This window comes from Sphingomonas sp., assembly GCF_003248515.1.
Classification (GTDB): domain Bacteria; phylum Pseudomonadota; class Alphaproteobacteria; order Sphingomonadales; family Sphingomonadaceae; genus Sphingomonas_I.
Genome location: NZ_QFOB01000013.1, coordinates 1 through 25,768 on the forward strand (window position 1 = coordinate 1; position 25,768 = coordinate 25,768).

At 66.2% G+C, this 25,768-nt stretch carries 23 protein-coding genes; 14 read left to right on the forward strand and 9 right to left on the reverse strand.

Translation table 11 applies throughout. The annotated features are described in order from the left end of the window. The 3 genes from DI605_RS17625 to DI605_RS17635 all read left to right on the forward strand — a co-directional run. Positions 1-187, forward strand: a 187-nt coding sequence (locus DI605_RS17625) for an FAD-binding protein (protein ID WP_293976250.1), incomplete at its 5' end; no start/stop codon positions are given. A 9-nt stretch (positions 188-196) separates the two neighbouring features. Beyond that, positions 197-619, forward strand: coding sequence for a PaaI family thioesterase (locus DI605_RS17630; protein ID WP_293976475.1), 423 nt, complete (start codon positions 197-199; stop codon positions 617-619). Between the two features lie 21 nt (positions 620-640). Beyond that, positions 641-940: a polyhydroxyalkanoic acid system family protein gene (locus tag DI605_RS17635; RefSeq protein ID WP_293976477.1), complete on the forward strand. Its 300-nt coding sequence runs from the start codon at positions 641-643 to the stop codon at positions 938-940. Positions 941-969: 29 nt separating this feature from the next. Here the strand turns inward: DI605_RS17635 and DI605_RS17640 are convergent, their stop codons facing one another. Beyond that, a complete protein-coding gene (locus tag DI605_RS17640) occupies positions 970-2,463 on the reverse strand; it encodes an efflux transporter outer membrane subunit (RefSeq protein ID WP_293976478.1) in 1,494 nt (497 codons plus the stop codon). A gap of 48 nt (positions 2,464-2,511) precedes the next feature. On the opposite strand from DI605_RS17640, the gene DI605_RS17645 reads away from it, so the two are divergent. From DI605_RS17645 to DI605_RS17670, 6 genes are all read left to right on the forward strand, one after another. Then, positions 2,512-3,132 carry a TetR/AcrR family transcriptional regulator gene (locus DI605_RS17645; RefSeq protein WP_293976480.1) on the forward strand — a complete coding sequence of 207 codons (621 nt, stop codon included), beginning with the start codon at positions 2,512-2,514 and terminating at the stop codon, positions 3,130-3,132. Positions 3,133-3,207: 75 nt separating this feature from the next. Next, positions 3,208-4,305 (forward strand): efflux RND transporter periplasmic adaptor subunit, encoded by a 1,098-nt coding sequence (locus DI605_RS17650; RefSeq protein WP_293976481.1) that lies wholly within the window; start codon positions 3,208-3,210, stop codon positions 4,303-4,305. Then, a complete protein-coding gene (locus DI605_RS17655; RefSeq protein WP_293976483.1) occupies positions 4,302-7,388 on the forward strand; it encodes an efflux RND transporter permease subunit in 3,087 nt (1,028 codons plus the stop codon). Before DI605_RS17650 ends, DI605_RS17655 begins: the two co-directional genes overlap by 4 nt. A 167-nt stretch (positions 7,389-7,555) precedes the next feature. After that, complete coding sequence (locus DI605_RS17660; RefSeq protein WP_293976485.1) at positions 7,556-7,771, forward strand: hypothetical protein; 216 nt, start codon at positions 7,556-7,558, stop codon at positions 7,769-7,771. Between the two features lie 39 nt (positions 7,772-7,810). Continuing rightward, entirely contained in the window at positions 7,811-10,075 is a 2,265-nt protein-coding gene (locus tag DI605_RS17665; protein ID WP_293976487.1) for a ribonuclease R family protein, read from the forward strand. A gap of 248 nt (positions 10,076-10,323) precedes the next feature. Continuing rightward, positions 10,324-11,406, forward strand: coding sequence for a mechanosensitive ion channel domain-containing protein (locus DI605_RS17670; RefSeq protein ID WP_293976489.1), 1,083 nt, complete (start codon positions 10,324-10,326; stop codon positions 11,404-11,406). On the opposite strand, the gene otsA is transcribed toward DI605_RS17670, so the two are convergent. The 5 genes from otsA to DI605_RS17695 all read right to left on the reverse strand — a co-directional run bounded on the left by otsA (position 11,367) and on the right by DI605_RS17695 (position 18,250). Beyond that, positions 11,367-12,776 (reverse strand): alpha,alpha-trehalose-phosphate synthase (UDP-forming), encoded by a 1,410-nt coding sequence (gene otsA / locus DI605_RS17675; RefSeq protein ID WP_293976491.1) that lies wholly within the window; start codon positions 12,774-12,776, stop codon positions 11,367-11,369. The genes DI605_RS17670 and otsA overlap by 40 nt on opposite strands. After that, positions 12,773-14,557, reverse strand: coding sequence for a glycoside hydrolase family 15 protein (locus DI605_RS17680; RefSeq protein ID WP_293976493.1), 1,785 nt, complete (start codon positions 14,555-14,557; stop codon positions 12,773-12,775). Before DI605_RS17680 ends, otsA begins: the two co-directional genes overlap by 4 nt. Then, positions 14,554-15,321 (reverse strand): trehalose-phosphatase, encoded by a 768-nt coding sequence (gene otsB / locus DI605_RS17685; protein ID WP_293976643.1) that lies wholly within the window; start codon positions 15,319-15,321, stop codon positions 14,554-14,556. The genes DI605_RS17680 and otsB overlap by 4 nt, the downstream gene beginning before the upstream one ends. A gap of 70 nt (positions 15,322-15,391) precedes the next feature. Further along, entirely contained in the window at positions 15,392-16,627 is a 1,236-nt protein-coding gene (locus tag DI605_RS17690) for an FAD-dependent oxidoreductase (RefSeq protein WP_293976495.1), read from the reverse strand. Between the two features lie 468 nt (positions 16,628-17,095). After that, complete coding sequence (locus DI605_RS17695; RefSeq protein ID WP_293976497.1) at positions 17,096-18,250, reverse strand: aminotransferase; 1,155 nt, start codon at positions 18,248-18,250, stop codon at positions 17,096-17,098. Positions 18,251-18,399: 149 nt separating this feature from the next. On the opposite strand from DI605_RS17695, the gene aroA reads away from it, so the two are divergent. The 3 genes from aroA to DI605_RS17710 all read left to right on the forward strand — a co-directional run bounded on the left by aroA (position 18,400) and on the right by DI605_RS17710 (position 21,088). Further along, complete coding sequence (aroA, locus tag DI605_RS17700) at positions 18,400-19,692, forward strand: 3-phosphoshikimate 1-carboxyvinyltransferase (RefSeq protein ID WP_293976499.1); 1,293 nt, start codon at positions 18,400-18,402, stop codon at positions 19,690-19,692. Positions 19,693-19,708: 16 nt separating this feature from the next. After that, entirely contained in the window at positions 19,709-20,098 is a 390-nt protein-coding gene (locus DI605_RS17705; protein WP_293976501.1) for a nuclear transport factor 2 family protein, read from the forward strand. 204 nt (positions 20,099-20,302) lie between these two features. After that, entirely contained in the window at positions 20,303-21,088 is a 786-nt protein-coding gene (locus tag DI605_RS17710; RefSeq protein ID WP_293976503.1) for a sulfite exporter TauE/SafE family protein, read from the forward strand. 2 nt (positions 21,089-21,090) lie between these two features. On the opposite strand, the gene DI605_RS17715 is transcribed toward DI605_RS17710, so the two are convergent. Next, entirely contained in the window at positions 21,091-21,345 is a 255-nt protein-coding gene (locus tag DI605_RS17715) for a hypothetical protein (protein WP_293976505.1), read from the reverse strand. A gap of 35 nt (positions 21,346-21,380) precedes the next feature. On the opposite strand from DI605_RS17715, the gene DI605_RS17720 reads away from it, so the two are divergent. Together DI605_RS17720 and DI605_RS17725 are read left to right on the forward strand one after the other, a co-directional pair. Next, on the forward strand, positions 21,381-21,713 hold the full coding sequence (locus DI605_RS17720) for a UrcA family protein (RefSeq protein WP_293976507.1): 333 nt from the start codon (positions 21,381-21,383) through the stop codon (positions 21,711-21,713). Positions 21,714-22,186: 473 nt separating this feature from the next. Then, positions 22,187-22,681 carry an SET domain-containing protein-lysine N-methyltransferase gene (locus DI605_RS17725; RefSeq protein WP_293976644.1) on the forward strand — a complete coding sequence of 165 codons (495 nt, stop codon included), beginning with the start codon at positions 22,187-22,189 and terminating at the stop codon, positions 22,679-22,681. An 81-nt stretch (positions 22,682-22,762) separates the two neighbouring features. Here DI605_RS17725 and DI605_RS17730 read toward each other — a convergent pair whose 3' ends face one another. Together DI605_RS17730 and DI605_RS17735 are read right to left on the reverse strand one after the other, a co-directional pair. After that, positions 22,763-24,937, reverse strand: coding sequence for a S8 family serine peptidase (locus tag DI605_RS17730; RefSeq protein WP_293976509.1), 2,175 nt, complete (start codon positions 24,935-24,937; stop codon positions 22,763-22,765). Between the two features lie 441 nt (positions 24,938-25,378). After that, entirely contained in the window at positions 25,379-25,717 is a 339-nt protein-coding gene (locus DI605_RS17735) for a cytochrome c (protein ID WP_293976511.1), read from the reverse strand. Between the last annotated feature and the right edge of the window lie 51 nt (positions 25,718-25,768).

A 25,768-nucleotide genomic window follows, 5' to 3' on the forward strand; every position in this document is an offset into this window, starting at 1 on the left:
CGTGGCGCCCGAAGTCTATGTCGCGGTCGGCATCTCCGGCGCCATCCAGCACCTTGCCGGCATGAAGGACTCCAAGACCATCATCGCCATCAACAAGGATGAGGACGCCCCCATCTTCCAGGTCGCAGACATCGGCCTCGTCGGCGACCTCTTCAAAATCCTCCCAGAACTCACCGGGAAAATTTGAGGCAAGCCGATGACCGGTCTGGATGAAATCCGGAAACTGATGGCGGTCGGCAAGCGGCCGCCCATGATGGAACTGCTCGATATCGATCTGATCGAGGCGGATCATGGGCGCGTCGTCTTCGCGGCCACGCCCACGCAGCAGAGCTACAACATCATGGGCATCGTGCACGGCGGCTATGCCGCGACGCTGCTCGATTCCGCATGCGGCGTGGCGGTCAGCGCTGCTGCTGAAAAGCCCGTCACCTGCGTGACGCTGGAATTGAAGGTCGCCTATCACGCGGCGCTCACCGATCAGGTGGGGACGGTGCGGGCGATCGGGCAGATCGTGTCGATGGGAAGGCGCGTGGCCTATACCGAGGCGAAGCTGGTGGACGCCAACGACAAGCTCTTCGCCTCCGCGACATCGACCCTGCTCATCACCGAACGCCGATAGCGAACGCGAAGGACATCGAACGTGGAAATCAGCATCCCCCACGAACTGGGAAAAGCGGAGGCGCGCCGCCGCATCGAGCAGGGGCTGCCGAAGTTGCAGCAGCATATACCGGGCGGCGGATCGATGGAGGCCGAATGGCCTTCCGACTACAGCCTCGCTCTCCTGATCGGCGCGATGGGGCAGAAGATCCCGGTGCGGCTGGACATTGAGGAGGATCATATTCGCGGAGACGTGACCATCCCCATCTTCCTGAAGATGATGTCCGGCCAGGTATCGGAATTCGTGAAGACCAGCGCCGAAAAGATGCTGGCCAAGGCCTGATCGCGCGAGGACGTCCGCTATGGCGCCTGTCAGATCGCGCCGGACCAGCCTCCGCCGAGAGAGCGGAACGAGGCCACGGCCGCCCGCGCCGATTCCGTGCGCGCCTGGACGAGCGCGTCGCGCGTGGCGAGCAGGCGCGTATCGGCATCGAGCACCTCGATCAGACTGACCACGCCGCCCTTGTACGCCGCCATCGAGGATTGCTGCGCGCGGGCGAGCGACGTCTCGCCGCCGGCCAGCATGCGCTGCTGCGCCTCGCGATTCACCAGTGCCGAGAAACTGTTCTCCACATCCTCCGATGCGCGGAGCACGGCGAGGCGATAGGCGGCGAGCGCCTCGGCATTGCGGCCGCGCGCGGACTTTATCTCGGCATCGACGCGGCCGAAATCGAACAGCCGCCAGCGCAGGCCGGCAACGCCCTGCGCCTGCGTGGCCGCGCCCGTGAAGAGGGCGCCCGGCCCGGTCGCCGCCGTGCCGATCAGCCCGGTGAGCGACAATTTGGGAAAATATTCGGAGATGGCCGCTCCGATCCGGGCATTGGAAGCGGCGAGGCGGCGCTCGGCGACGATCAGATCCGGCCGGCGGCGGAGTAGATCGGCGGGGCTGCCTATGTCCGCCATGGCGGGGGGCGCTGGGATGGCGGAAGGCTGGGACAGGCGCGCGCGATAGGTGCCCGGCTGCGCACCCATCAGTACGTCCAGCGCATTCAACGCGCCATCCAGAGCGATGGTGAGCGTGGGTACCGTGCCCTGCACCTGCGCGAGCACGCCTTCCGCCTGCCGCAATTGCAGCTCGGCGGCGACACCCTTGCGATATTGCAGGCCGATCGTATCGACCAGCTTCTGCTGGGTCGCGACCTGATCGGTGGCGACGGCCAGCCGCGCCTGAAGACCCCGGATCATGATGTAGGTATCCGCCACCTGCGCCGCGACGGACAGGCGCGCGGCGGCGACGCCGGCCTGCGATGCCTGATAGTCGGCTGCCGCCGCCTCGCGATCGCGGCGCAGGCCGCCGAACAGATCGATCTCCCAGCTCGCGCCGAGATCGGCCTCATAGCTTTCCTGATTGCGGTTCGTGCCGAAGGCCGCGAGCTGGCGGCCCTGCAACGTCTCTCCCGAGAGGCGGAGTGCGGCGGCCGAGCCTGAAACGGTGCCCGAGGGAAGCAGGGCGGCATCGGCGGCGTGAAGCCCGGCGCGGGCTTGCGTCACGCGGGCGACGGCCTGCGCGATATCCAGATTCTGTTCGAGCGCATGGGCGACGAGATCCGTCATCACCGGATCGCCGAAGGAAGCCCACCAGGCGGACGCGGAGACGGGCGCCGGCGCGCTCACCACCGCTGTGGCGGGTGCGCGCCCGGCGACGGCGGCCGCGCCCATGAAGGACGTGGGAGCGGCGAGTGTGGGGCGACGATAATCGGGGCCTACCGTGCAGCCGGCCAGCGCCGCAGAGGCGAGGAGCAGGGTGAAGGAGCCGGAAAAGCGCATGGTGACCTCGACGTCGAGCAGGATGTGACCGATATACATTATGGTCACTCGTTGTCAATTCGTGGATCAGCCTCTATGTGGGTTGCCATGAGCGTACTCAAAGTCAGCAAAGGCGCCGGCCAACGCGGCCCCGCCGATCACGGCATCCGCGATCAGATCATCGAGGCGGCGGACGAGCATTTCAGCCATTATGGCTATGGCAAGACGACGGTGGCGGATCTCGCCAAGCAGATCGGCTTCTCCAAGGCCTACATCTACAAGTTTTTCGATTCGAAGCAGGCGATCGGCGAGGCGATCTGCGCGCGCTGCCTGGGCGGGATCATGGAGGCGGTCGAGGAATCGGTGGCCGGCGGAAAGAGTGCGACGGATAAAATCCGTAGATTGTTCAATACGATATCGGCATTGAGCGCCGAATTGTTCTTCAATGATCGCAAGCTCTATGACATCGCTACTTATTCCTGCGCCGAGCACTGGCCCTCATCGGAAGCCTATATCGCCCGAGTGGAGGAGATGGTTGCCGAACTCATCCGCGAGGGGCGCGAGGGCGGCGAATTCGAGCGCAAGACGCCGATCGACGAGGCCGCGCGCGCGATCATGATGGCCTTCCAGCCGTTCATGAACCCGATGATGCTGCAATATAATCTGGATGCCGTGCCCGAGGGCGCGAACGAGGTGGTGAGCCTGATCCTGCGGAGCCTGGCTCCATAAAAAGTTACGAGTGACTAGTTGACACAAGAGTCACTCGTCTTCATTTGAGCGCGACCCAGCAAAGGGACGCGACTCATGGCACGCTCGTTCACTCCTGTTCCGATCCGGTTTCTGGGCGCCTCGTCGCTCGCGCTCTCCCTGGCCATCGCCGGTTGCGCGAAGGCGCCGGCGGATCCGCGCGTCGGCGCGCCGCTCGTCCGCGTGGCGACAGCAGGCGGCTCGGCGGAGGCGACGCAGGATTATACGGGAGTGGTTTCCGCCCGCGTCCAGAGCGATCTGGGCTTCCGTGTTTCCGGCAAGATCGTCGAGCGGCTCGTGGATGCGGGGCAGAAGGTCCGTCGCGGCCAGCCCCTGATGCGGATCGACCGGACGGACCTCGCGCTCGCGACGGTCGCGCAGGCCGGCGTGGTCGAGGCGGCCCGCGCCCGCGCGTTGCAGGCGGCCGCCGACGAGGCGCGCTATCGCGATCTGGTGGCGGCGGGCGCCGTCTCGGCCTCGGCCTACGATCAGGCGAAGGCGGCCGCCGATGCGGCGCAAGCGCAGCTGGACGCGGCCCGGGCGCAGGCCGGCGTCGCGCGTAACGAGGCCAGCTATTCCCTGCTCGTGGCGGATGCGGACGGCATCGTCGTAGAGACGCTGGCCGAGCCGGGGCAGGTCGTCACTGCGGGGCAGACGGTGGTGCGGCTCGCCCGCTCCGGCCCACGCGAGGCGACGATCAACCTGCCCGAGACAATCCGCCCCGCGATCGGATCCACCGCCACCGCGGCGATCTTCAACACGCCCGGCTCGGGCACGGCGCGCCTGCGCCAGCTTTCCAACGCCGCCGATCCGCTGACCCGCACCTATGAGGCGCGCTATGTGCTGGAAGGGCCGGCCGCTGCCGCGCCGCTGGGCGCCACTGTCACGATCCGCCTCGCGCTGGCCAGGGCCGGCACGGAGATGCAGGTGCCGCTTTCGGCGCTCTACGATAATGGCAAGGGGCCGGGCGTCTGGGTGGTCCAGGGTTCGCCCCGCAAGGTGGAATGGCGCGCGGTTCAGATCGTCCGCGTGGGCGAGGAGGCTGCGACGATCAGCGGCGGCCTCCATCCCGGCGAGCGCTTCGTCTCGCTAGGCGCGCACCTGCTTCATCCGGGCGAGGCGGTGCGGGTTTCCGAACAGGTCGCTTCGCGATGAGCGGCTTCAATCTCTCCGCGCTGGCGGTGCGGGAACGCGCCGTCACCCTGTTTCTCATCATCGCCATTTCAGCGGCAGGCCTGTTCGCCTTCCTGAATCTTGGCCGCGCCGAGGATCCAAGCTTCACGATCAAGGCGATGACCTTCGTCACCACCTGGCCCGGCGCCACCGCGCAGGAAATGCAGGATCAGGTGGCCGAACCGCTCGAAAAGCGGATGCAGGAACTGAAATGGTATGACCGGAGCGAGACCTTCACGCGCCCCGGGCTCGCCTTCACCACCGTCACGCTGAAGGATCCGACGCCGCCCGCCGAAGTGCCCGAGGAATTTTACCAGGCGCGCAAGAAGCTGGGCGACGAGGCGGCCAGGCTGCCCCAGGGCGTGCAGGGCCCCTTCATCAACGACGAATATGGCGATGTCACCTTCGCGCTGTATGCCCTGAAGGCGAAGGGCGAGCCGCAGCGCCTGCTGGTGCGCGAGGCGGAGCAGTTGCGCCAGCGCCTGCTGCATGTGCCGGGCGTGAAGAAGGTCAACATCATCGGCGAGCGGCCGGAGCGCATCTACGTCGAATTCTCCTATGCCCGCCTCGCCAATCTGGGCGTTTCGGCGCGGGACGTGTTCGCCGCGCTCAACGATCGCAACATGCTCACGCCCGCCGGATCGATCGATACGAACGGGCCGCAGGTGCAGGTACGCCTGGATGGCGCGCTGGACGATCTGAGCAAGATCAGGGACACGCCGATCGTCGCCAACGGCCGCACCCTGAAGCTCTCCGACATTGCGGAGGTGAAGCGCGGCTATGAAGATCCCGCCACCTTCCTGATCCGCAACGATGGCGAGCCCGCGCTGATCCTCGGCGTGGTGATGAAGGAGCGTTATAACGGCCTCCAGCTCGGCAAGGATCTGGAGAAGGAGGCATCCGCCATCTCGTCCGGGATGCCGCTCGGGCTGAGCTTCACCAAGGTCACGGATCAGGCGGTCAACATCGCCGAGGCCTATGACGAATTCATGCTGAAATTCTTCGTCGCGCTGGCGGTGGTGATCGCGGTGAGCCTCATCAGCCTCGGCTGGCGGACGGGCATCGTCGTCGCGATGGCCGTGCCGCTGACGCTGGCGGGCGTGTTCGTCATCATGCTGGCGACGGGCCGCGATTTCGATCGCATCACCCTGGGCGCGCTGATCCTTTCGCTCGGCCTTCTCGTGGACGATGCGATCATCATCATCGAGACGATCGTGGTGAAGATGGAGGAGGGCTATGATCGCATCCGTGCGGCCACCTATGCCTGGGGGCATACGGCGGCGCCGATGCTGGCCGGCACGCTCGTCACCACGATCGGGCTGATGCCGGTCGGCTTCGCGAAATCCAGCGCGGGCGAATATGCGGGCAACATCTTCTGGGTGGTCGGCTTCGCGCTTTTGACCTCGTGGGTCGTGGCGGTGGTGTTCACGCCCTATCTCGGCGTGAAGCTGCTGCCGGATATCGCGAGGGTTGAGGGCGGCCACACCGCCATCTACGGCACACCGCGCTACGAGCGGCTGCGCGCCGGGATCAGCTGGATGGTCGACAACAAGAGGAAGGTGGCGTTCACCGTCGTCGGCCTCTTCTTCGCGGCCATCTTCCTGATGGGCTTCGTGAAGCAGCAATTCTTCCCGATCTCCGACCGGCCGGAGGTGCTGGTGGAGGTGCAGATGCCCGAGGGCACGAGCATCGAGGCGACGAACGCTGCGACGAAAAAGATGGAGAGCTGGCTCCGTAAGCAGCCGGAATCGAAGATCGTCACCGCTTATGTGGGGCAGGGGGCGCCGCGCTTCTTCCTCGCGATGGCGCCGGAACTGCCGGATCCCTCCTTCGCCAAGATCGTGATCCTGACGCCGGATGAAAAATCGCGCGAGGCACTGAAGCATCGTGTGCGCGAGGTGGCGGCCGAGGGCCTTGTCCCCGGCGCCCGCATCCGCGCGACGCAGATCGTGTTCGGGCCTTATTCGCCCTTCCCGGTGGCCTTCCGCGTGATGGGGCCGGATGAGGGCAAGGTGCGCGAGATCGCCGGCCAGGTGCGGGCGGTGATGCTGAAGAACCCCAATATGCGGCAGGTGAATACCGACTGGGGTGAGCGGGTGCCGACCGTGCATTTCGTGCTGGATCAGGATCGGCTGCGCGCGATCGGCCTCAGCTCGCACGATGCATCCCAGCAGCTGCAATTCCTGCTGACAGGCGTGCCGGTGACGCAGGTGCGCGAGGATATACGCTCGGTGGAGGTGGTTGCCCGCAGCGCCGGCAATGATCGCCTCGACCCCGCGAAGCTGGGTGCGTTCACGCTGACCGGAAGCGCCGGCCAGCGCGTGCCGCTCGACCAGATCGGCAAGGCCGTGGTGCAGATGGAGGATCCGATCCTGCGCCGCCGCGATCGCTATACGACGATCGCGGTGCGCGGCGACATCGGGGAACAGGTGCAGCCGCCGGACATCTCGAACCAGATCATCAAGGCGATCCAGCCGATCGCCGCGTCGCTGCCGGCCGGCTACAAGATCGAGACGGCGGCCGCGCTGGAGGAATCGGCCAAGGCGAATGTCGCGCTGGCCAAGGTCTTCCCGCTGATGATCATCCTGATGATGGTGGTGGTGATCTTCCAGGTCCGCTCGCTTTCCGGCATGGCGATGGTCCTGCTCACGGCCCCGCTGGCGCTGGTGGGCGTGGCACCGACATTGCTGATCTTCAACCAGCCGTTCGGCTTCAACGCCATCCTCGCGATGATCGCGCTCGCCGGGATCATCATGCGCAACACCCTGATCCTGATCGGCCAGATCCACCAGAATGAGGCGGACGGGCTGGATCCCTATCATGCGGTGGTCGAGGCGACGGTGCAGCGGGCGCGGCCGGTGATCCTCACCGCGCTGGCGGCGGTGCTGGCCTTCATTCCGCTGACCTTTTCGGTCTTCTGGGGATCGCTGGCCTTCACGCTGATCGGCGGCACGATCGGCGGCACCGCGCTGACGCTGATCTTTCTGCCCGCGCTCTATGCGATCTGGTACCGGATCAAGCCACGCGAGGGCGCCGCGCCGGCCGCTCTCCAGCCGCAGGCGTGATGATCGCGATCCGGCGCGCCTTCCTTTCGTGCGCCGGATCAGCCACGCGACGGACGGTTTCATCCGGCCGCGGATCCCGGATTTCCGGGTGCGACGGATCGAAACCTGCCCTATGATGCCGCCGTCCCGTTCCGGGGCATTTCCGCCGCTGCCGCCGAGGAAGATGCATGATACCCACGCCGGACTGGGACGAGATATGCACGCTCACGCAAACCGGAGGCGAGGACCGGCAGGGGCCGCTGGCCGAACTCGTCCTGTTCGCGACGCGCGACGAACTGGAGGATCGCCCCTCCTATCTGCTCGTCTCGGAGTCGCTGGGCGAGGTGGATAATGAGCAGCTGGAATGGCTGCGCCGTCGCCCCGATTTTCCGCTGATGGCCTGAACCGGGGACAAAGCCCGCAAACGCCCTTATGGATGGGCGATGCCCCGTCCCGCACGTCCCGCGCCCGGCCTCCCCAGCCGCCAGCAGATCCTCGATTTCATCGCCTCCAGCGAGACGCCCGCCGACAAGCGCGAGATCGCACGCGCCTTCGGCCTGCACGGGCAGGAGAAGATCACGCTGAAGGCCCTGCTCAAGGACATGGCCGACGAGGGGCTGATCGATAGCGCGCCGGGCCGCGCCTTCCACAAGATGGGCGGCGTGCCGAAGGTGACGGTGCTGCGCGTGGTGGACGTGAGCGACGGCGGGCAGGCGTTCGCCGTGCCGGAGAGCTGGCATGCCGATCAGCCGCCGCCGCGGCTTCGCGTGGTGGAGCGTGGACGCAAGGGCGGCGCGTTCGCCGTGGGCGATCGGATGCTCGCACGGACGGAGGAGGCCGGGCAGGGCTGGGTCGCGCATCCGATGAAGCGCCTGGCGCGCGGCGAGGAAATGATCCTCGGGGTGCTCCACAAGGAGGGCGACCGCCTCTGGCTGAAGCCGGTCGACAAGCGCGAGAAGCGCGAATTGCAGGTGTCCGACGCGGGCGAGGCGCAGGCGGGCGATCTGGTGCTGGCCGAGAAGGCCGGCCGCCCGCCGCGCATCATGGCGCGGGTGACGGAAAAACTGGGGCAGCCGTTCGAGCCGCGCAGCTTCAGCCTGATCGCGATCCACAAGTTCGGCATCCCAGATCATTTCGCGGAAGAGACGATCCAGGAGGCGGAGCGCATGGCCCGCCAGCCGCTTGGCGATGGGCGCGAGGATCTGCGCCATCTGCCGATCGTGGCGATCGATCCCGCCGATGCGCGCGATCATGACGATGCGGTGTGGGCCGCGCCGGATGAGGATCCCGCCAATCCCGGCGGCTACAAGGCGGTCGTCGCGATCGCGGACGTGAGTTTCTACGTTCGCCCGGGATCGGATCTGGATCGCGAGGCGAGGCGGCGCGGCAACAGCGTCTATTTCCCCGATCGCGTCGTGCCGATGCTGCCCGAGACGCTCTCGGCCGACATCTGCTCGCTCAAGGAGGGCGCGGATCGCGCCGCGCTCGCCTGCCACCTGACGATTGCGGCGGACGGCACGCTCAGGGCGTGGCGCTTCTCCCGCGCGATCGTCCGCATCGCCGCGAATATCGCCTATGAGGATGCGCAGGCCGCGATCGACGGGCGTGGCGATGTGGTGTTGAAGGCGGTGCCGCCCGAGCTTCTGGAGGATGCCCTCAGGCCGCTCTGGGCCGCCTGGGCGCTCCTTGCCAAGGCGCGCGACAAGCGCGAGCCGCTGGATCTCGATCTGCCCGAGCGCCGCGTGATGCTGGACGAGAAGGGGCGCATCCTTTCGGTGGCCCCGCGCGAGCGGCTGGATGCGCACCGGCTGATCGAGGATTATATGATCGCCGCTAACGTCGCCGCCGCCAAGGCGCTGGAGGCGAAGAAGGCGCAGGTCATGTATCGCGTGCACGAGGCGCCGAGCCGCGAGAAGCTGGTGGCGCTCAAGGATTATCTGGAGACGTTCGATATCTCCTTCGCGCTGGGGCAGGTGATCCGCCCCGCCACGTTCAACCGCATCATCGAGAAGGTGGGCGACGTGGATTTCCGGCCGCAGATCATGGAACAGATCCTGCGTTCGCAGACGCAGGCTTATTATGCGCCGGTGAATCCGGGGCATTTCGGCCTCAGCCTGGGAAGCTACGCGCATTTCACCAGCCCGATCCGTCGCTATTCGGATCTGCTCGTCCATCGTTCGCTGGTGGGTGCCTACCGGCTGGAGCCGGCCATCGAGCAGACGCGCCTCGCGCCGGCGGATGCGGCCGATCTCACTGCCGTCGGCCAGTCAATCTCGGCCGCCGAGCGGCGGGCGATGGAGGCTGAACGCGAGACGATCGATCGCTATGTCGCCGCCTTCATGGCCACGAAGGTGGGCGAACTGGTCGAGACGCGGATCACCGGCGTCAAGAGTTTCGGCTTCTTCGCCACGGTGGAGGGGCTGGGCGGCGACGGGCTGGTGCCGGTCTCCACGCTGGGCGCGGAGCGCTTCCGCTATGACGAGGCGGCGCAGGCGCTGGAGGGCGAGGAGAGCGGCGATCGCTATGTGCGCGGAATGATGCTCACGTTGCGACTGGTGGAGGCGGATCCGATCGGCGGCTCGCTCCGCTTCGAACTGGCCGAAGGCGCAAACCATCTGCCGATGCGCGGCGGCCCGCGCCGGGATCGGATGAAGATGGGCCGGCGCGGCCGCCCGTCGAACATCCGCCACAACGGCAAGAGACGGTAGCACCGGGCGGGATCGGGCGCCGGCCCGGTGCGACGGCCGCTTGCCCCCATCCGTTCGTGCCGGGCCGTTCCCGATCGGCGTGGAAACGGGAGCTGTGCTCCGGCGGGTTCGGCATATCCGTTCCGGGCGCCCGTCATCCATGCGCCGTTTTCGCGGGAATGAGGCATTTCGGGGATGAGCCGTTGGAACGGCTCCGTGCGCGCGCCGTTGGCTGATGGAGTTCCCCGCGACCGGAGTGCGCGCCCCTGATGACCCTGATCCCCGGCATCCCGCCATGGCTGGCGGATATCGTGTCGGTCGCCGTCGCGATCGTCGCCGCCCTTCTGCTCCATCGCGTCGCGATATTCGTCGCGGTGCGCGCCGCCCGGCGGACATCCACGATCGTCGATGACGTGATGCTGGAATGCCTGAGCACGCCGATCCGCTGGCTCCTCATCCTGCTGGCCCTGGGGGCGGTCCAGCCCGCGCTGGATATGGGCGAGGGCATGCAGATCGTGTGGCGGCGCATCGTCGGCCTGTTGGGTCCCGCCTTGCTCGGCTGGCTGGCGGTCCGCCTGCTCGGCGCATTCCAGAGGATCGTGCTGGCGCAGGCTGATATCAGCGTGGAGGATAATCTGCGCGCCCGCCGCCGCCGCACCCGCGCCAGCATCCTCCATCGCGTCGCGACGTTCGTGGTGCTGGGCGTCACCTTCTGCCTGATGCTGATGAGCATTCCCAGCATCCGCACGATCGGCGTGACGCTGATCGCGTCCGCCGGCCTCGCCGCACTGGCGATCGGCGCGGCGGCCCAGCCCGCGCTCAAGAATCTGATCGCGGGTCTCCAGATGGCGTTCACCGAACCAATCCGGCTGGACGATGTGGTCATCATCGATGGCGAATGGGGGCGGATCGAGGATATCAGGCTGACGTTCGTGGTCGTGCGGATCTGGGATGATCGCCGCCTCGTCGTGCCGGTTTCCAAATTCCTGGAAGACAGTTTCCAGAACTGGACGCGCGAAACCAGCCAGCTGCTCGGCAGCGTTTTCTGGCAGCTCGATCCGGCGACGGACATCGCTCGGCTGCGCGCGAAGCTGGGCGATGTCGTCCAGGCCAATCCACGCTGGGACAAGCGCTTCTTCAACCTTCAGGTGACAGAGGCGCGCTCGGATGCGATCGAGGTGCGCGCCCTGATGACGGCGCGTGACGCCAGCACCGCTTTCGATCTGCGCTGCGACGTGCGCGAGGCGATGCTGGATTTCATGCGCCGCGAAATGCCGGAGGCATTCGTGCGCAATCGCGCCGATCTGGTGATTCAGTCGACCGGATCGGGAGAAGGCATGGCGGCGGCCTGAGGCGTGTTGATGAGCGCATCGGTGAAGCATTGCCGCCACCAGATCACGTCCTCGCGCTGGACATTGTCCATCAGCGCGCGCCACCGCGCGATCCGCTCGTCGCGCGACATGCGCAGCGCCGTGAGGATCGCATCGGACATCTCCTCCGCGCTGTAGGGATTGACGATCACGGCCTCCTTCAGCTGGAGCGCCGCGCCCGCGAAGCGCGAGAGGATCAGCACGCCGGGATCCTCGGGATCCTGCGCCGCTACATATTCCTTGGCGACAAGGTTCATGCCGTCGCGCAGGGGGGTGACCAGCCCGATGCGGGCGGCGCGATAGACGCCGGCAAGCACATCGCGCGGATAGCCCTGGTTCACATAGCGGATCGGCACCCAATCCAGATCGGCATAGGCTCCGTTGATGCGTCCGGCGAGGCCCTCCAGCCCCGTGCGGATCTTCTGGTAGGTTTCGACCGATCCTCGCGAGGGCGGCGCGATCTGGAGCAGGAATACTTCCTTCCGCTCGCCCGGATGTTCCTTGAGGAAGCGCTCATAGCCGAGGAAGCGTTCCTCGAGGCCCTTGGAATAATCGAGCCGGTCGACACCGACGATCATGTCGCGGCCAACGGCGCTGTCGCGCATCTGGCGGAAGGCGAGGCGCGCGCGCGTGCTCTGCGAAAGCTCGGCAAATTCCTTGGCGTCGATGCCGATCGGCGCGGCGATCGCGCGCAGCGTGCGCCCCTTGAGCGTGACGAGATCGCCTTCCACCGATCCGCCAAGCTCGTTGGTGACGAAATCGAAGAAGGATTGCAGCCATTCCTGCGTGTGAAAGCCTATGACATCATAGGCGAAGAGCGTGGTGACCAGTTCCTCCGCCTCGGGCAGCGTCGAAAGCAGGCGCTGCGGCGGCCACGGAATGTGGAGGAAGAAGCCGATCCGGTTTTCGCATCCGCGCCGGCGCAGTTCCTCGCCCAGCGGCAGCAGATGATAATCCTGGATCCAGACGATATCGTCCGGCTCGATCAGCGGGCGGACGGTTTCGGCGAACCGTTCGTTGACCCGCTGATAGCCCCCGGCGAAGCCGCGCTCATATTCCGCCAGATCGATCCGATAGTGGAACAGCGGCCAGAGCGTGCGGTTCGCATAGCCGTCATAATATTCCTCGACGTCCTGCTCCTCCAGATCGACCGTGGCGGTCGTCACGTCATGCGCGCGCTGGAAATTGATGTGGCCGTTAAACTGCTCGGTGGTCTCGCCCGACCAGCCGAACCAGATGCCGCGATATTCGCGCAGCGCCGCCGAGAGGGCGACGGCGAGGCCACCCTGCGCGCCCGAATGGGAGCCGGTAGGGGCCGAGACGCGGTTGGAGATGACGATCAGTCTGCTCATCGGATGCTTGTCCACGGTTTGCTCAGCATCGCGGCGCAGTTGATCATGCCGACGAGCGAATAGGTTTGCGGATAATTGCCCCAGAGCTCGCCCGTCACAGGATCGATATCCTCCGACAGCAGCCCCGCGGACGTCCGCCTTCCCAGCACCTCTTCGAAAAGGGCGCGTGCATCCTCCGTCCGGCCCGTCGCCTGAAGCGCTTCGATCAGCCAGAATGTGCAGACGTTGAAGGCGGTTTCGGGCAGGCCGAAATCGTCTTCCGTCGCATAGCGCAGCATGTGCGATCCCCGCCGAAGCCCTTCCTCGACCGCCTTCAGCGTGCCGAGAAAGCGGGGGTCGTCGGGCGAAAGGAAGCGCAGATCCAGAAGCTGGATCAGGCTGGCATCCAGATCGTCGCCCGAAAAGGTGGCGGACATGCGGTTCGTCTCCGGACGCCACGCCGATGCGATGATGCCATCCTTGATCCTGCCGGCGCGATCATTCCAGTAATCGCGCCTGTCATCCAGGCCCAGGACGTGCGCGGCATTGGCCAGGCGATCGCACGCCGCCCAGCACATGGCGGAGGAATAGGTGTGCACGCTCTGGCGCGTGCGCAATTCCCACAGGCCGGCATCGGGCTGGTCATGAAACTGCCAGGCGCGCTCGCCCACCTTCTCCAGCGCCTCGAAATCCTCGATCGTGGCGGGGCGGAACAGGCGGCGATCGAAGAAGGCCTGCACGTTGCACAGCACGATCTGGCCATAGGCGTCGTGCTGGATCTGCTCATAGGCCTGATTGCCCACGCGCACAGGCCCCATGCCGCGATAGCCCGCCAGATCGGGCGCGAACCGCTCCACCAGCGTCGCCTCGCCCAGAACGCCATAGAGCGGCTGGATATGGCCGCCCCGGGCGCTGTCGACGATGTTGCGCAGATATTGAAGATAGCCTTCCAGCACATCCAGCGCGCCCAGCCGGTTCAGCGCCTGCACGGTATAATAAGCGTCGCGGATCCAGCAGTAGCGATAATCCCAGTTGCGCTGCGATCCGGCATGTTCGGGGATCGACGTGGTGAGCGCCGCGACGATCGCGCCCGTCTCCTCATGCTGGCAGAGCTTCAGCGTGATCGCGGATCGGATGACGACATCCTGCCATTCCAGCGGGATGGCGAGGCCGCGCACCCAATGCTGCCATTCCTGCGTAGTCGCGTAGAGCATTTCCTCGATCGTCGCGCCGACATTGCGATCGAAGCTCTCGTCCGGGCCGAGGAAGAAATAGAGGGGGTGTTCGACGCGGAAGGCGCGCTCTTCCTGGATCAGGCCGACGGGCGCCGTGGTCGTCAGCCGCAACGTGATCCCGTCGCCGGGAAAGCGGATATGGTTCGAGCCGCCCGTGCGGATCGCGCAGCCGCCGCCCCAGCCGCATGTCGGCCGCAGCTTCACTCGGATGCGCGGGCTGCCGGAGAGCGGCTTCACGATCCGGCAGAAGGCGGTAGGGCGGTAATTGCGCCCGAGCCGCTCGAAACGGGGGCAGAAATCTGTGATTTCGATCGAATTGCCCGAAGAATCGGTCAGGCGGCTGATGAGGATCGGCGTGTTGCGGACATAGGTCTGCTCGATCGTCGCCACGTCTTCCAGCTCGATCGCCCAGAAACCGGTTTCCGGCGCTTCCCCGCCGATGAGCGCGGAGAAGAGCGGATCGCCGTCCACGCGCGGCACGCAGCCCCACACGAACCGCGCCTCGCGATCGACCAGCGCGCTGACCTGGCAATTGCCGATCGGCCAGAGATCGAGATCGGGCTTCATGCCGCGGCCTCCGTGGCGGCGGCCAGCCAGTCGATCGTCTCGGTCACACCTTCCAGGCGATAGCGTGCCGCACTCGGGCGATCCGCGCCGACGAGGACGCCGGCTCCACCCAGCTTCCGGGCCATGGCGAAGGCGGCTTCGTCCGTCACGTCATCCCCGAAGACCAGCGGGCGCGTACCCGCCATCGGCGGTTCGTTCATGAAGGTGGCGACAGCGGCGCCCTTGTCCGCGCCGAGCATGCGCAGTTCGACCACCATCTTGCCGTGAAGCACCTCGATGTCGCTCGCTTCGGCGAGATTTTCAGCAAAGGAGCGGCAGGCCCGCTCCTCGTCCGGCGCCTGGCGATAGTGAAGCGCGATGCCGAACGGCTTGGTCTCCACCAGCACGCCCGGCCGGCTCCTGCCGAACGTTTCGAGCCGGGATCGCGTCGGTGCCAGCCAGGCGGGCGGCTGGGCATCGCGGCGGCTGCCATCCGGCCAGAGCATCTCGGCCCCATGGCTGCCGCTGAACACCAGCTGGGGTATCTCCAGCAGTGCCGCGATCTGCGCGAGAGGACGCCCGGTGACGATCGCCACGCGGCCGGGCAGGGCGGACTCCAGAGCTGCCAGCGTGCCCAAAAGGCGATCGCTGACGATCACCGCCTCCGGCCGATCCGCAATATCCACCAATGTGCCGTCGAAATCGAGGAACAGGCTCGCATCGCGGATCAGATCCACAGGAGGCGCGAGCCGGCCGCCGACGATGGTCGTCGTCTCTTGCTGCATCACGGTAGAAAGGATTCGGGGCCGGATCGTTCCACGTCCGCCCCGATTCTCCGGCAGGGACGACGAAGCGTTAGGAAGCGGCGGCGAGTTCCTTGAGTGGCACCGCAGCATCGGCCAGCCGCGCGGGATCGGGCGCGATCCCGCCGGCCACCAGCGCCTTGCCCTGAACATAATCCTTGGTGGCGTTCACGCAATCGAGCGCGATCACCCGGCCACCCTTCAGATAGACGAGGCTGAAGCTCCGGCTGGCGGTATCGCCACGCTGGACCACGGCATCGTGGCCGATCGAGAGGCCCACCGTCTGCAGGCGCAAATCATATTGGTTCGACCAGAACCAGGGCACGGAATCGTAGGTGACGTCCGCGCCGGTGATCGTCTTGGCCACCACGGTTGCCTGATCGTTTGCATTCTGCACCGATTCCACGCGGATGGTGGCACCCTCCGCATAGCCGTTGCTGTGGAGCGCGCAGTCTCCGATAGCGAAGATATCGGGCAGGCTGGTGCGGCACCGGTCATCCACGGACACGCCGTTGCCGCCCTCGGCGCCCGCCGCGATCAGGGGTTCGACCGCCGGCACGATGCCGATGCCGACGATCACCATCTGGCAATCCAGCACCTCGCCATCGTGCAGGCGCACGCCGGTGACCTTGCCATCCGCGCCTTCGAGGCAATCCACCCTGGCGCCGAGCCGCACCTCCACGCCATGGGCGCGATGCTCCGCCTCGTAGAAGCGCGACAGCGGCTCGCCGGCCACGCGCGCCAGCACGCGATCCAGCGCCTCCAGCAGCACCACCTGCTTGCCGAACTTGGCGAGCACCGCCGCCGCCTCCAGCCCGATATAGCCGCCACCGATCACGACGGCGCGGGTGATGCCGTCCAGTTCGTCCATCATCCGGTCCGCATCGGCGCGGGTGCGCACCGTGTGGACGCCGGCCAGATCGTGGCCGGAGCAGACCAGCCGGCGCGGTTTTCCGCCGGTTGCCCAGATGAGCTTGCCATAGCCGATCGTCGCGCCATCCTCGGTCGTGATGCTGTGCGCGGCGGGATCGACGGCGATCACCTTGCGGCCCAGCAGCATCGCGATGTTGCGCTCCTCCCAGAAGGCCGGCTGGCGGATCAGGATCCGCTCGAAAGTCTTCTCCTTCGCGAGATAATCCTTGGAAAGAGGCGGGCGTTCATAGGGAAGTTCGGGTTCGTCGCCGATCATCGCGATCGTGCCCTCGAACTTGTTCTGCCGAAGCGCGATCGCGGCCTGCGCGCCACCATGGCCCGCCCCGACAATCACGACGTCATATGCTTGCCCCACAGGTTCCTCCGAGCGCTTCGTTCGGGGCCTCCCAAGCCCCCGGCGGCATGCCTGTCAATCCTGGAGTGCATGCGCCACACCAGCGATCCGATGCTAAACGGGAGTGATACGCCGCTTTCATGTGCGCCTCTCCCGATCCGGCGATGTTCCGATCGAATTCGCAGATTTCCAAGGTTAATTATCGTCAACGCGCGTTGTGGGAAATGGCCGGCTTCGGCAGAATGGCGGCGTGGCGGCTATGAGAGTCGCCGCAGCGCCCCGCTGAAGCTCACGCCAGCGGGGCGCTTCCTCCTCTTGCCGCCTCTCGCGCCCGGTCCGTCGCCAGACGGATTGCCAAATTGTATCAATATGTCAGGGCCGTAACCGGCGTTCCCCAGCGCCGTGTACCCGGCCCCGCCACACTCCCTTTTGGCGGGGCCGTTTGCGCTCTGGAGAGCCCCCGGTGCGATGCGATGCGATGCGATCCGGCTAGGAGCGGGCGTTTCTGGCTGCGATCAGCCTTTCGGCCGCATCATCGAGCGTCGCATCCTTCTTCGCGAAACAGAGCCGCACGAACGTGCGCGGCGCATTCTCGCTGTAGAAGGCGGAAAGCGGGATGGCCGCCACACTATGATCGCGGACGATCCGCGCGCAAAAATCGGTGTCGCTCTCGTCGATGCCCGAGGCTGCGAGATCGATTGTGAGGAAATAGGTGCCTTCGCTTGGCAGCACGGCGTAGCCACCGCCGGCCAGCGCGCCGCCGAGGCGATCGCGCGACCGCTGATAGCCGGCCCGCATCGCGGCGAATTCGGCCGGTGGCTTCGCCAAGCCGGCCGCGACGCCGATCTGGAGCGCCGGCGGCGTCGTGAAGGTAAGGAATTGATGCGCGCGGGCGATCGGGTCCAGCAGCGCCGGAGAGGCCAGCACGAAACCCACCTTCCATCCCGTGAGCGAGAAGATCTTTCCGGCCGAGCCGATCTTCACGGTGCGCTCCGCCATCCCCTCCATGCCGATCAGGGGCAGATGGCGACGGCCGTCGAACACGACATGTTCCCACACCTCATCGCAGATCGCGACGATATCGTGCGCGATGCAGAGCTGGCCGAGAAAGGACAGTTCCTCCTCGTCGAGCGCCTTGCCCAGGGGATTGACCGGATTGTTGAGCAGCAGGAGCCGCGTGCGCGGGCCGATCGCCGCGCGGAGCGCCGCGCGCGGGAGTGACCATTTCGGTGGCTCCATCGTCACCAGCTTCGGAACGCCGCCCGCGCGCAGCACCAGCGGCAGATAGGCATCGTAGAGCGGCTGGATCAGGATCACCTCGTCCCCCGGCGCGATCAGCGCGAGAAGGGATGCCGCGATCGCCTCGGTCGCGCCTGAGGTGACCAGAATGTCGGATGGCGGGATGGTGAGGCCCTGATGGGCGGCATAATGGGTGGCGACCGCCTCGCGCAGTTCGGGCAGGCCGGCCATCGGAGGATATTGGTTGGATCGCGAGACCAGCGCCTCGGCCGCCGCTCTCCTCACCTCGGGAAATCCATCCTCCTCGGGGAATCCCTGGCCGAGATTGATCGCGCCAGTGGCGCGCGCCAGCGCCGACATCTCCTCGAAGATGGTGGTGGGCATGCCGCAATAGATCGGATTCATAGCGTCTCCATAGGGGATTGCGCTCCCGTGGGCGAGGCCGCGCGGAGAGCGAAGGTCCGGCCAACGCTGCCGGGGGGATTGCGGAAGTCGATCATTGGGCTACGAGCGCGGGCCATTCCTTCCCCCGACGAGAGCTGCCCGGAAGAATTATGCGCACGGATATCGATCCCGATCGCCAGTGGCTGGACGAGGCCGCGCTCCTGATCGTGCCGCCTGCCGGGGCCGCCCAGGCGCGCATAACCCTGCCGGGCTCGAAATCGATCACCAACCGGGCCTTGCTGCTGGCCGGGCTGGCGAACGGCCGCTCGCATCTGACGGGGGCACTCAAGAGCGACGATACCGGCCACATGGCGGTGGCGCTCCGCCAGATGGGCGTCGGGGTCGAGGAGCCCGAACTCACGGCCTTCGTGGTGGAAGGCAAGGGGCGGCTGGAGGCGCCGGAGGCACCGCTGTTTCTGGGCAATGCGGGAACGGCCGTGCGCTTTCTCACCGCCGCATCGGCGACGCTCGCGGGGCGGACCGTGCTCGACGGCGATGCCCATATGCGCAAGCGGCCGATCGGTCCGCTGATCGAGGCGCTGGGGCGGATGGGGGTGAAGGCCAAGGCGCCGAGCGGCTGCCCGCCCGTCACCGTGGAAGGGCCGCTGGCCGGCGGTGGCGAGATCATCGTCGATGCCAGCCTTTCAAGCCAATATCTGTCGGCGCTCCTGATGGCCGCGCCGCTGGGCGCCTCCGCCACGACCTTTCGCCTTTCGGATGCGACGATCGGCGCCCGGGGATATGTCGACCTGACCGTGGCCGCGATGCGGGCATTCGGAGGTGAGGTGGATCAGCCCGACGTGGCGAGCTGGCGCGTACAGCCCGGCGCTTATCATGCGGCCGATTACCGGATCGAACCGGATGCGTCGGCGGCCACCTATGTCTGGGCGGCCGAGGCGCTGCTGGGCGGCTCGATCGACATCGGCTTCGCGCCCTCCGATTTCACCCAGCCCGATGCGGCCGCGCATCGCCAGATCGTGGCCTTCCCGCATATGCCGGCCGTGATCGACGGCTCGCAGATGCAGGATGCGATCCCTACGCTCGCGGTGCTTGCCATGTTCAACGAGACGCCGGTGCGTTTCGTCGGCATCGCGAACCTCCGGGTCAAGGAATGCGACCGGATTTCGGCGCTGGCCACAGAGCTTTGCCGCTTCCGCCCCGGCCTGGCGCGGGAAGAGGGAGATGATCTGATCGTGGCGGGGCAGGGGCTGACCGCAGCGATGGCGCCGCCCGTTTCGATCCACACCTATAGCGATCATCGCATCGCGATGGCCTTCGCTCTGGCCGGGCTGCGCTTCAGGGGCGTGACGATCCTGGATCCGGGGTGCGTGGCCAAGACCTATCCCGGCTATTGGGCCATGCTGCACAGCCTTGGGGTCGGGCTGATGCCGGTTTCCGCATAGGTTCTGGAGGACCCCGATGAGCATTGCCGCCGAGCTGGCGATCCGCAGCGGTCGGGCGGCCTTCAACAGGGCGCTGGCGAATGCCGATCTCGATGGCGTCGCCCGCATGCTCGCGCCGGATGCGATCCTCGTCACCGGTACGGACAGCGCCGTGATTTCCGGGCGCAAGGCGCAGCTGGCCACGTGGAAGCGCGAGTTCGGTGCCTCCGCCAGAACGGTTTACACGCGCACGCCCGAAACGATCGCGGTTTCGCCCGTGGAGCCGATCGCCTTTGAACAGGGCAGCTGGACGGGCGTCCTCCAGCCCGGCGGGCAGGAGCTTGCGCGTGGAAGCTATGTGGCGAAGTGGCGTGAATTCGCGTCCGGCTGGCTGATCGAGGCCGAGCTTTACCTGACCCTCGCATAGGCGGGAGGGGCCTGCCGCCGCCCGGAAGATCGGCATGCGGGCTCGGGCGGGCTGACAGCGCTGCCATAGCGGCTGCGAGAAAAAATATCTCGCGCCGCAAGCCGAATGATCCGAAGCAGCGCTATCGGCCGGGCGTCCTGCACGGCATCTGTTTTGGGACGAATGCCCGATGGTTCCGGCGCTCATCCGCGATCCGCTGTTGCGATGATCCCGGTGCATATCGATCTGCTTTATTCCATTGCGGGTGTGGCGGTTGGGCTGCTGGTTGGCCTGACCGGTGTAGGCGGTGGGTCCCTCATGACGCCGCTGCTGGTGCTCGCATTCGGCTTCCACCCGGCGACAGCGGTCGGGACGGACCTGCTCTACGCCTCCGCCACCAAGTCCGTCGGAACGGCGGTGCATGGTTTCAGCGGCTCGGTCGACTGGAAGATCGTCCGCCGGCTCGCTTTGGGCAGCGTGCCCGCGACATTGGTGACGCTTGGCCTTCTGGCCTTTATCGGGACGCGCGTCGGCGGAACGGAACACCTCATCACGTTCGTGCTCGGGCTGGCGCTGATCGCCACCGCGATCGCCATGATCTTCCGGGGGCGGATCGTGGCCCGTTATGCCGACAGGATCGATGCGCTGGGGGATGGCCAGGTGCGCACCCTCACGATCATCCTCGGCGGAATGCTCGGCGTGCTGGTGGCGCTTTCCTCCGTTGGCGCGGGGGCGCTGGGGATGACGGCGCTGCTGGTGCTCTATCCGAAACTTCCGACCAGCCGTCTGGTGGGATCCGATATCGCCCATGCCGTTCCGCTCACGCTGGTGGCCGGTATGGGGCATTGGGCCATGGGATCCGTGAATTTCGGGTTGCTGCTGTCCCTGCTGATCGGCTCGATCCCCGGGATCATCGTCGGCAGCCTGCTTTCGACGCGCATACCGGATCGTGCCCTGCGCGCCGTCTTGGCGGGCACGCTGGCGGTGGTGGGCGGCAAGCTGCTCTTTTGAGATCAGGGCATCCTTTTAGGGTTTTGATCGCCGATCCATTTTGTTTCGGACAAGATAATTATCCCGATCATGCTCAGATATTTGGTGGACAGCTCGGGAGCGGGGCAAGAAAAATCCGGAAATTCCGCGCCGATATCCGGATATTCGACTTTGTATGACGCAGGATTAACCATTTTAACGTGTTTTTTACGATCGCATATACCGGGCTTCACGGAAGAATGACGCCGAAACCCTAGAGCCTCGTCATCGGCCGCCATGGTGACGCGCCGAAAGGTTCATAGGGGTGGTTCATATGATCCGTGCTTTTCTTCTCGCCGCCGCATTGCTGGGTTCCTCATCGCTGTTCGCGGAGGTGCCGGCGTCCGATGGCCCGCTGACGGCGCACGTCAGCTATGCCGATCTCAACCTCGCCAATCCGGCCGGGCAGAAAGTGCTCGATGCGCGGATCAAGCGCGCCATCGGGCAAGTCTGTCCGGAGCTGAATTCGTCCGTTGCCAGCAGGCTGGCGGCCAATCATTGCCGCCGGGAAGTGACCGCCGAAACGCGGCGCCAGACGGCGATCGTGGTGGCGGCGGCGGGCGGCAAGCGCGCCGGTGGCCCGATGACGGTCGCTGCCATTCGCTGACATGTCTGGATCGAAGAACGGGCGCCTCACCGGCCAGGTGGGGCGCCCGTCTTGCGTCAGATCAAGCTGGCCCCGACCCCGTTTTCGGGGAGCCATCCTGCCCGCTCCCGTCCCGATGCGCACCGGGAGGTTCCGAAGCGGATGGGCTCGGGGGCACGGAAACTCCTACGCTACTCGTACGCCTGCCGGCGGTCCTCAATACGCCGGCAAGATCCCTCTCGCAGAGGCATCGTGAAACCAGCGTGAAATGGAAAACCGTCGGCATGGCCGGCGGGCGACGCTGGCGCGGTTCTCGGACGATCCGTCCCGCATTGGTCTCGTTTCGTCGCTTCGCGTCTGCGAGGCGCCCGAAATGCGACGGGTGGAGGCCGCCGGGGGCGACGATTTCACGCGGAAATCACGGCTTTCTCACGCGCGTAATGATCTGTGGATGGCAAGCAATAGCCTCCTCCAGCCGATGGAAACGAACCGTGATGCATTCTCAGAGCCTCCACACGATCAAACCTTGGATCGAGGGTGGGCCGGGGCTGCGCGCCCGCCGCGATATCGCCGAGGGAACGAAGCTCTATCGGGTGAGCGGAATGCTGTCGGCGCTGCCGACGCGCACGTCACTCCAGGTGGGGGCCGCGCTGCATATCGATTCCGCCACCGCCGAGTGGCGCTTCATCGAACATTCCTGCGCGCCAAACCTGCATATGGATTTCGTCGACTGGTCGTTCCGGGCAGATCGCGACATCGCCGTGGGCGAACTGCTGACCTTCAACTATCTGACGACCGAGGCGCGGATGGCCGCGCCTTTCACCTGTAGCTGTGGCGAAAGCGAATGTTTTGGCGAGATATCGGGCTTCGCCAAGCTGGCGCATGATCTGAAGGAGCGGCTTCGCAATCGGGTCGCCCCGCATCTGTGGGCGGGCGAAGCGGGCGGCTGCATCTTCGGCGCGTTCCAGGCCATGCCCGGCACCCTATAAGTTTCGCGACGTACCGGATCTGCGAAAAAAAGAGGGCGGGGGCGCATGCATCGCGCCTCCGCCCCCGCCGGGCATCAATCCTCAGCCGTTGGCGATGCTCACGGACGCAAGATCGCCAACCTGGAGGAGGGACAGGCCCGTTGTCGTCCAGGCGACACCATACCAGACGCTGTCCGTGCCCGACCATCGGCGGATGACGATCTCGTAAGTCTCGCCCGCCTTCGCCGAGAATTCGGCGACCTCGTAGCTATTGTCCCACGAGGCCGCCACCGCGACCTGGGTGCCGTGGCTGTCACGCACGAGCAGGTCGAGATCCACCGTCAGCGTCGATGCCGTGGGATTGTCGCCCGATGAGGTGACCGCGCTGTCCCAGGCGAGCGCCACCTTCACCCTCGGGAAGAGCAGGCCCCTGGGCACGGCGATGCGATGGCGGAAGGTGGCGAGCCGATCCGCGCCGATGACCGAGGAGGAGAGGGTGCCCACATCCCAGCCGTGACGGGTGGCCGCGCCGTTGCGCGCGTTGCGCTGGCGCGCGATGGTCACGCCGGCGCGGGCATCGAGAGCCCCCGCGCCATCGCGCGCGTCGACCCGGGTGGACACATCCTGCCACCAGTTGCCGTCGCGGATGTTTCTCCCCGCCGACGCCAGCAGGATCGCGCGGCAGCCCTCCGGCCACGAGCAGAGCACGCCATCGACATCCTGCAGCACGGCGGTGACGCCCGCCGTGGCGGGTGCGGCGAAGCTCGTTCCGCTCTTGCTCTCGCCCACCGCCGAAACGCCGGTGCCGTTCGCGGCCAGTTCGGGAAGTTCCCGGTCGCCATGCGAGGAGGTGGGATTGCGGAATACCGAATCCCCCGACATCGCATCGGCCGTGTCATTATGGTTGCCGATAGCGAGTGAATTATAACCCTTGTGGTTCACATATCCATTTTCGGGCGGATTGATGCCGTCGGCATCGCCCAGCCAGAAATTGCCGGCCGCCTGCAGGATGGTGGGATAGGGCCAGCGCAGCACCATCCAGTCCTTGAGCAGATCGTCCGACTGGAGGCCGGAGCCGCCAGGCTCGCTGCTGCGATGGAAGCTCTGGCTGATGACGGTGCAATGCTGATCGTTCACCGCCCATTTGAGCGCATCCGTGCCAGCCCGATTGGCCGAGTAGAGGCTGCAATCCGGCGCGTGGCCATGCGGCTTGCTGGCTTCCACATTCTTGATGATCGCGGAGGTCAGCCGGGCGTGGCTGCTGGCGGGCGGCGATGTGGAGAAGCGCCCCGCGAAGGAAAGATTGGTCGTGTCGCTCGGCCCATCTTCCCACACGGCCACGCGGATGCCCGTGCCATCGAACCCCGCCAGATGCGCGCGGTCCGTCCGCGCGATGGCGATGGAATCGCCAAGATCGGTGATCGCGCTGCGATCGTCATAGTGAATCGCGCCGACAGCGTCGTTGCGGGCCAGAGCGCGGATCTGATCGGCCGTGGCGATCGCCCGCAGGGCTACGGCATCCTTGTCGGCGGCGTCGGCCTTGTCCGGTTCGATCTTGTGGCGGGTGAGGGCCTCTCGCACCTGCCCGCTGCGCTTCCTGATTTCCGCATCGATCTTCAGCTGGCCCTCGGGCGGGCGCGGGGAGCGTTCGTGGGAGGGCTTTTCATAGGGGGCCGCCGGCAGATCGAGTTTCGGCCAGACGATGATCGGCACGCGGCCAGGATCCTTCGTCGTTTCGAGATGATGGAACAGGGTTTCGTGGATGCGGCCATATCTGGCGTTGCGGCGCGCGGCGAGCTCGGCCAGCCGCTCGCCATAGTCCACCCGTTCGCCGCGCTCGTCGAAGGCCAGCTCCACGGGGGCGCCGTCCTTCCGCTGAACCGCCTTCACGACATCGACATGCCCGCCTTGGCCCACTTCGCCGGGGCGAAGACGCACGATATCCAGATCCTGGATCGCCACGCGCACTGCATGTTCGATCCGCAGATCGGCCGGCACCTTGCCCGATATGGGAAGGATCGAAAAAGGCAGGATGTGATGTTCGACGAGCTTCTCGCCCTTGGCGCCGAGCAGCTCCGAGATCGTCAGGCGTGTCGCACCGGGCGAAAGCCCCTCGGTTTCCACCCGTACGGTCCGTCTGGCGACCTTGATGCGGGTCGGCAGCGTCTCGCAGCCTCGTCGGAGCTGGATGGCCCCCTGCGCGGATTGCGGATCGACCGCCGCTGCGAAATTCAGTTCGATGATGCGACCGTCGGCGACGATTTCGTCGGCGCTCACATTCGCTGTGAAAGACGTGATGTCAGCTTTCAAGGATGGATCAATTTTCATCGAAAGTCCCCTCCGCGTACTGGTACAAAAAGATCCCCGTCCACGCGGCGGATCAGGAATCTTCCAGATCGTCGAAAAAGAATCGGCTCCCCCGGGAGCCGGAGAGGTTTCTGTCAGGACCGGCGTGAGGCCATCGTTAAAGTTGCGTGAATAATAACCATAGGGTCGCGCTGGCTGCTCTCGCGGCGAATGACATGGTGTTTTTCTGCGCGGATGGGCCGGATCAACATATCGACGCGCCCGATCTACGCGCCATGCACATGGCGCGCGCGGCCGGGATCAGCGGGTGGGGGCCGTAATCACGCCGGGTGAGGGGAGGCGATGATCGTCTCCGAGGCGCACGGCGGACGGGATCCTTCGCGCGCACGCAGCCGGTGATGCGTACAGGTCTTACGGCTTGGCGGGCGTATCCGGAAAGGCGGTGGCGAGATAGTTGGTCACTTCGTCCAGCTGTTCGTCGGTCGCCTGTGCCCCGCGCGAGGCCATCGTGTTCACCAGCTCCACCCAGCCATCATGCGACAGGCGCTGCTGGGCGGCGATCGCGGGATCGTGACATCCGGAACAGACGCGCAGCATCGTATCGCGGCCGGGGCCGGGGGGCAAAGCGCTGGGCGCGGCGGGCGCCGTCGCCACAGGCTGTGCAGGCGCGGCCGGGGCCTGGGCGAAGGCCCTTGGCAGGACGATGCCAGCGCCGCCCGCAAGAGCCAGGATCACAAGTCTATGGCTCATCAATGAATTTCCCGTCGCTTCCGCTCGTGGTTCTTTTGTGCCGGCTACTGT

Excerpts from the sequence above, each read along its gene's own strand:
- DI605_RS17630 (WP_293976475.1), top strand. The coding sequence starts at position 197 with ATGACCGGTCTGGATGAAATCCGGAAACTGATGGCGGTCGGCAAGCGG.
- DI605_RS17640 (WP_293976478.1), bottom strand. The coding sequence starts at position 2,463 with ATGTATATCGGTCACATCCTGCTCGACGTCGAGGTCACCATGCGCTTT.
- DI605_RS17645 (WP_293976480.1), top strand. The coding sequence starts at position 2,512 with ATGAGCGTACTCAAAGTCAGCAAAGGCGCCGGCCAACGCGGCCCCGCC.
- DI605_RS17650 (WP_293976481.1), top strand. The coding sequence starts at position 3,208 with ATGGCACGCTCGTTCACTCCTGTTCCGATCCGGTTTCTGGGCGCCTCG.
- DI605_RS17655 (WP_293976483.1), top strand. The coding sequence starts at position 4,302 with ATGAGCGGCTTCAATCTCTCCGCGCTGGCGGTGCGGGAACGCGCCGTC.
- DI605_RS17660 (WP_293976485.1), top strand. The coding sequence starts at position 7,556 with ATGATACCCACGCCGGACTGGGACGAGATATGCACGCTCACGCAAACC.
- DI605_RS17665 (WP_293976487.1), top strand. The coding sequence starts at position 7,811 with ATGCCCCGTCCCGCACGTCCCGCGCCCGGCCTCCCCAGCCGCCAGCAG.
- DI605_RS17670 (WP_293976489.1), top strand. The coding sequence starts at position 10,324 with ATGACCCTGATCCCCGGCATCCCGCCATGGCTGGCGGATATCGTGTCG.
- otsA (WP_293976491.1), bottom strand. The coding sequence starts at position 12,776 with ATGAGCAGACTGATCGTCATCTCCAACCGCGTCTCGGCCCCTACCGGC.
- DI605_RS17680 (WP_293976493.1), bottom strand. The coding sequence starts at position 14,557 with ATGAAGCCCGATCTCGATCTCTGGCCGATCGGCAATTGCCAGGTCAGC.
- otsB (WP_293976643.1), bottom strand. The coding sequence starts at position 15,321 with ATGCAGCAAGAGACGACGACCATCGTCGGCGGCCGGCTCGCGCCTCCT.
- DI605_RS17695 (WP_293976497.1), bottom strand. The coding sequence starts at position 18,250 with ATGAATCCGATCTATTGCGGCATGCCCACCACCATCTTCGAGGAGATG.
- aroA (WP_293976499.1), top strand. The coding sequence starts at position 18,400 with ATGCGCACGGATATCGATCCCGATCGCCAGTGGCTGGACGAGGCCGCG.
- DI605_RS17705 (WP_293976501.1), top strand. The coding sequence starts at position 19,709 with ATGAGCATTGCCGCCGAGCTGGCGATCCGCAGCGGTCGGGCGGCCTTC.
- DI605_RS17710 (WP_293976503.1), top strand. The coding sequence starts at position 20,303 with ATGATCCCGGTGCATATCGATCTGCTTTATTCCATTGCGGGTGTGGCG.
- DI605_RS17715 (WP_293976505.1), bottom strand. The coding sequence starts at position 21,345 with ATGGCGGCCGATGACGAGGCTCTAGGGTTTCGGCGTCATTCTTCCGTG.
- DI605_RS17720 (WP_293976507.1), top strand. The coding sequence starts at position 21,381 with ATGATCCGTGCTTTTCTTCTCGCCGCCGCATTGCTGGGTTCCTCATCG.
- DI605_RS17725 (WP_293976644.1), top strand. The coding sequence starts at position 22,187 with ATGCATTCTCAGAGCCTCCACACGATCAAACCTTGGATCGAGGGTGGG.
- DI605_RS17735 (WP_293976511.1), bottom strand. The coding sequence starts at position 25,717 with ATGAGCCATAGACTTGTGATCCTGGCTCTTGCGGGCGGCGCTGGCATC.